This window comes from Eudoraea sp. (genome assembly GCF_049665975.1).
Classification (GTDB): domain Bacteria; phylum Bacteroidota; class Bacteroidia; order Flavobacteriales; family Flavobacteriaceae; genus Eudoraea.
Genome location: NZ_JBATGR010000164.1, coordinates 1 through 5,341, shown reverse-complemented (window position 1 = coordinate 5,341; position 5,341 = coordinate 1). Strand labels below are relative to the sequence as shown.

Genomic DNA, 5,341 nt, shown 5'->3' with positions numbered 1-5,341 from the left:
CTAAAGAATAAGCGTTGTTTTATGGGATCTCTATTATAATTTGTTGGTAAGTATTCTTTCACTTTGTCAATGATTTCATCGATACTGAGATCATTGTTAAATAGGTATACTTCATTTAGTTCAATAGCCTTTGGTTCTATATATATAACACTATCTAAAGTGGCCTTAAAGTGAATAGCTGTTTTTTTATACCCCATACTGGATATATAGATGGAATCTTGTTGTTCCAGCCTGGAGTTTAATTTTATACTAAACCTGCCTTCCTCATTAGTGATAATGCCACGATGCTTAGCAAATTGAATCGTTGCATAGGGTATACCTTCGTTTGTTTTAGTGTCTACTACCCTGGAGGAAATAGACTGGCATTGTATAGATATAGAAGCAAGCAGGAATATGTAAATAAAAATATTAGAAATGGATTTGCTCATAAGTGACTATCATTAATTAATATATACTCTAAGACGAAGTAACCAGATAAAACGTTACTATTGTTTATAAAATAATTATGCTTTTGCCAGATTTCTTATCATACCTCCAAAAATGAAATAATGAAAGGGAAGCACACTATACCAGTATAGCCTGCCCTTTAGCCCTCTTGGCCTAAAGGTAGCTGTCTGATGTAATACACTGTCCTCATCAATTCTAAATTCGAGCCAGGCCTCCCCTGGCAAGCGCATTTCCGCAAATAGCAATAGTCGTTTGTTTTTTTTATCGGCCAATAGAACACGCCAAAAATCCAGGGAATCTCCGGGGAAGATTTTATCAGGATGTGTACGCCCGCGCCTTAGTCCAACACCACCTGTAAGTTTATCAATTAACCCTCTGAACCTCCATAACCAATTGCCATAGTACCAGCCATTATCTCCGCCAATCTTCCAGATATTCTTTAAAACCCTTTCCTTATCCTGTACTTTTAGTTTTTTCTCGTCTTTAAGTACACCGTATTTAGGCACCTGGATAAACTTTCCCAGGTTTTTATTCAATCTTCCGCTAATCATACTATCCTTCCAGCTACTTACTACAAGGTTTTGTTCAATTCTTTTAAACGCCATATTTATGGCCTCCTCATAGGTATGTGTTTTTATCTCCAATAATTGTTCGAGTTTGTTGTCCCTTGCCACTACTTCAATTTTCATACTGTCAACAAGGTTTAAAGCCAATTTATAGGAAGTAGAAGTAACAAAATAAAGCCAGTAAGAAGATAACTTAGGAGTCATTATAGGAACAGTAATAATCCAGTTTTTGAAGCCCCTTATCCGGGCGTAACGCTGCAGCATTTGCTTATAGGTAAGGACATCCGGTCCGGCAATATCAAAAGATTGATTATATGTTTTTCTGTTACCCAGGACACCCGTCAGAAAATGCATGACATCCCTAATGGCGATAGGCTGGGTTTTTGTGAGGACCCATTTTGGTGTAATCATAACCGGTAACTTTTCGCAGAGGTCACGAATTATTTCAAAAGACGAGCTTCCAGATCCTACAATGATCCCTGCTCTTAGTACGGTAAGGTTAAATTCCCCTTTAGATAATATCTCCTCAACATTTTTCCTGGACCATAAATGCTTAGACAGATTTTCATCATTTACAATACCACTTAAGTAAATGACCTGTTCTACCTTTGTTTTATTTATGTAACTGTTAAAATTATAGGCCGTTTTGGCTTCCATTTCATCAAAATCTCGGGTAGATGTGCTCATGGAATGAATTAGAAAATAAGCGACATCAATATCAATTGGTATTTTCCCTTCCTCAACAGCTTCTAAAAAATCGATCTCAATAATTGTAATTTTAGAGCGTGTCTCAGGGTCTATCGAAAGTCGTTCTTTGTTGCGGACGGCACATATTATTTCATGGCCCTCATCTAGAAGCAGGGGCAATAAACGCATTCCAATATATCCGTTAGCTCCGGTTAGTAGAATTTTCATGGGTTATAAATCTTCAATAGAGGTTGGTAAATTATCTGCTTTAAAATCCAATATTTTTTTAAAAAATTTCTGGATAGCTTTGGTATCCGATTTTACTTTTATAAAATAATGATCCCGAAAGATTGAATAAATAGCTAAATCACCTTTATAGATAGTTAGCTTGTAATACGGAATAACCAGCGCATAGGTTTCTAGAAGGGATCGGAATCGCACAATTATCCCTTTTGGACGCATTTCCACATTACAACTATTCAGATTATTGTCTAAAAGCAGTAGATTTCCAATTTCAATGCTGGTTTCAGTTATAAATAGTTTAGGAGATCCTATGCCGTTCATCGCCCAGCGTTCTTTTAACTTAAAAGGTTTACCTACTTCACTATCAATTTTACTTGTAAGATCGCGGTTATTATAGGATACATTTACGAGCATGGCTTTTATTTTATTCTATATTTTTTATAATGGTATTATTTTTAGTATTTGGGAATTTTCAATATAGTTGTCTAAAACACCATATTTTTGTAAACACCAAAAGCTATGAGCTATAAAAGTCTAAAAATTCATTAGTTTTGCAGCCTTAATTGGGGAAATTTTATGAATATTCAGGAGGTTATTCAGACAAAAGTGATAGAGGCAGTAGCTTCGCTATATAATATAACAATACCCTCGGTTGAATTTCAACCTACCAGAAAAGATTTTGAGGGAGATATCACCATAGTCGTTTTTCCAATGCTTCGCTTTATAAAGGGTAATCCGGAGCAAATTGGAATTCAGATAGGCGCCCATTTGGAGAAGGAACTAAATGAGGTTAAGGGATTTAACGTAATAAAGGGATTTTTGAACTTGGTAATTGCAGATAATTACTACAAGAATTTCTTTGATTCTATCAAAAATGATCAAAGTTATGGGTGTAAGCCAGAGCAAGATAAAAATGCGATCTTAGTTGAATATTCCTCACCCAATACTAATAAGCCCCTGCATCTAGGTCATATCCGGAACAACTTACTCGGCTATTCTGTGGCAGAAATTCTAAAGGCTAACGGGAATAGAGTATATAAAACACAGATCATAAATGACCGAGGAATTCATATATGTAAAAGCATGTTGGCCTGGAAAAAATTTGGGGATGGTGCTACCCCTGAAAGTACAGGTATAAAAGGAGATAAACTGGCTGGTATCTATTACGTGAAGTTTGACCAGGTTTATAAGGAGCAGGTAGCAGGACTCATTTCGGCTGGAATGGATAAAATTCAGGCAGAAAAACAAGCACCGATATTACTGGAAGCCCAGGAAATGTTGCTCAAATGGGAAGCAGGTGATGCAGAAGTTATAAACCTTTGGAAAAAAATGAATAGTTGGGTTTATACCGGATTTAATGAGACCTATGCCAATTTGGGCGTTGATTTTGATAAACTCTATTACGAAAGTGAGACTTATTTGTTGGGTAAAGATATGATTGCCGATGGGATAGAAAAGGGAATATTTTACCGAAAGAAAGACGGGAGTGTCTGGATAGACCTCACCGATGAGGGACTGGATGAGAAAATTGTTCTTCGGGCAGACGGCACTGCAGTGTATATGACACAGGATATTGGAACCGCTATTCAGCGTGTAAAAGATTTTCCGGATATTGGGGGAATGGTATATACCGTTGGTAATGAACAAGATTATCATTTTAAGGTATTGTTCCTGATCCTAAAGAAACTGGGTTATTCCTGGGCACAACATTTATATCACCTTAGTTATGGGATGGTTGACTTGCCGGAGGGAAAAATGAAAAGCAGGGAAGGAACGGTGGTGGATGCAGATGATCTGATTAAAGAAATGACCAACACAGCTGCTCAAATCTCTCAGGAATTAGGGAAACTGGATGATTACTCAGAAGAAGAAAGACAAAAACTGTATCGCATCATTGGTCTTGGAGCATTAAAGTACTATATATTAAAGGTTGATCCTAAAAAACGAATTTTATTCAATCCAAAGGAATCGGTAGATTTTCAAGGAAATACGGGCCCCTTTATTCAATATACTTATGCCAGGATTCAATCTATTCTTCGAAAAGCAAACCTAAGCGCTGGCAAACTTTTAAATAAACAAGGGCATACTGTAAAATTGCATTCGAAAGAGAAGGAATTAATAAAGCTGTTGGAAATCTACCCCGAAACTGTAAAACTTGCCGCTGAGAACTACAGTCCGGCCTTAATTGCCAACTATACTTATGATCTGGTTAAGGAATTCAACTCATTTTATCAACAGGTTTCTATATTGGGCGAATCGGAGGAAGAGATAAGGATATTTAGAGTGCAGCTTGCAAAGAAGGTAGGAGAGGTAATTAAATCTGCTTTTCAGCTACTTGGCATACAAGTGCCTGTAAGAATGTAAAAAGACCGCCATTCCGGCGGTCTTTTTGTTTTAAATAATTATACTTTTTAAACTCTTGATTGTTCTTAGGCTTTCTCTTCAGTAGCAACTACCGCAAGGTTGTAGACTACCAGGCCAAATCCAATTTTATTAATTGCGTCTCCAATGTTGTAAACCACATCCATTGATAAACCGCCAAATAAACCTTCATACCATCCTGGAGTTCCAGCCATATAGCCCAGCGGATAGATAGCCCATCCAACAAGGACAAACCAGCAAAGCATTTTATGGGCCTGTAATACGGCTCCTCCGGCTTTTACGGCGAGCTTCTTGGCAGTTCCGAACCAGATCTCATAAACAATAATAAAGTATGCGATACCGGAAATAAGACCCCATATCCATGCGGCATCTCTGTAAACGGCTTCTCCCAAATAACCTGTAACCAACATGATTACGGATAGAAGAATAAGTCTCCACATAAGAGATCTTTTAGCTCCCGCAACTTTTAAGATTAAAAAGAATTCCACACACATCAGCGGGACGGTAAGGATCCAGTCTACATAACGGAAGAAAGTAGGCGATTCTCCGAAATCTGCCCAATAATCGCGCATGTACCAGTAGTGCACTGCGGCAATAAAAGTGATTAATCCGGAAACAAGGATTGAGGTTCTCCACTTTTTGTCAAAACTATTCATTGATAAAAAGAAAAAGGCAGCAGCTGCCATCATAGCCATACAACCTACAAAAAAGGTAAAGCCCACATAATCATTGGTGGCTAGTTTGGCAATCAAAGGGAATGATAATAAAAAATTTTCCATACGAATTTATTTAGTTAATTTTGTTTAAATAAAAGTATTAAAAGTTAAACACAAAATGTTTAATAATATGTTAAATTAATTAAACAATATGCATAAAAAGGAGGTGGATTTTACAAAGTTGCAAGCTGTCATGCTTGTCGCTACATTTTTTTCACTGTGGCTAGCCGTCTACTTTGAAAATGCAGTGGAGAATTTACTTGCTTATGTTCTAATTCTTTCCTTTGGGATACTTCACGG

5 protein-coding genes are annotated in these 5,341 nt (G+C 37.0%); 1 reads left to right on the top strand and 4 read right to left on the bottom strand.

The window, feature by feature from the left end:
• From WBN20_RS06165 to WBN20_RS06155, 3 genes are all read right to left on the bottom strand, one after another.
• On the bottom strand, positions 1-428 hold a 428-nt coding region (locus tag WBN20_RS06165), incomplete at its 3' end, for a carboxypeptidase-like regulatory domain-containing protein (protein ID WP_424281092.1).
• 75 nt (positions 429-503) lie between these two features.
• Positions 504-1,928, bottom strand: a complete 1,425-nt coding sequence (locus tag WBN20_RS06160; protein WP_424281091.1) for an SDR family oxidoreductase — start codon at positions 1,926-1,928, stop codon at positions 504-506.
• 3 nt (positions 1,929-1,931) lie between these two features.
• On the bottom strand, positions 1,932-2,357 hold the full coding sequence (locus tag WBN20_RS06155) for a hypothetical protein (RefSeq protein ID WP_424281090.1): 426 nt from the start codon (positions 2,355-2,357) through the stop codon (positions 1,932-1,934).
• A gap of 162 nt (positions 2,358-2,519) precedes the next feature.
• Between WBN20_RS06155 and argS the strand changes: the two genes are divergently transcribed.
• Complete coding sequence (gene argS / locus WBN20_RS06150; RefSeq protein ID WP_424281089.1) at positions 2,520-4,307, top strand: arginine--tRNA ligase; 1,788 nt, start codon at positions 2,520-2,522, stop codon at positions 4,305-4,307.
• Positions 4,308-4,372: 65 nt separating this feature from the next.
• Here argS and WBN20_RS06145 read toward each other — a convergent pair whose 3' ends face one another.
• The gene (locus WBN20_RS06145; protein WP_297705977.1) at positions 4,373-5,104 is read right to left on the bottom strand and encodes a bacteriorhodopsin-like; all 732 of its coding nucleotides are present in this window, start codon (positions 5,102-5,104) and stop codon (positions 4,373-4,375) included.
• Positions 5,105-5,341 lie beyond the last annotated feature (237 nt).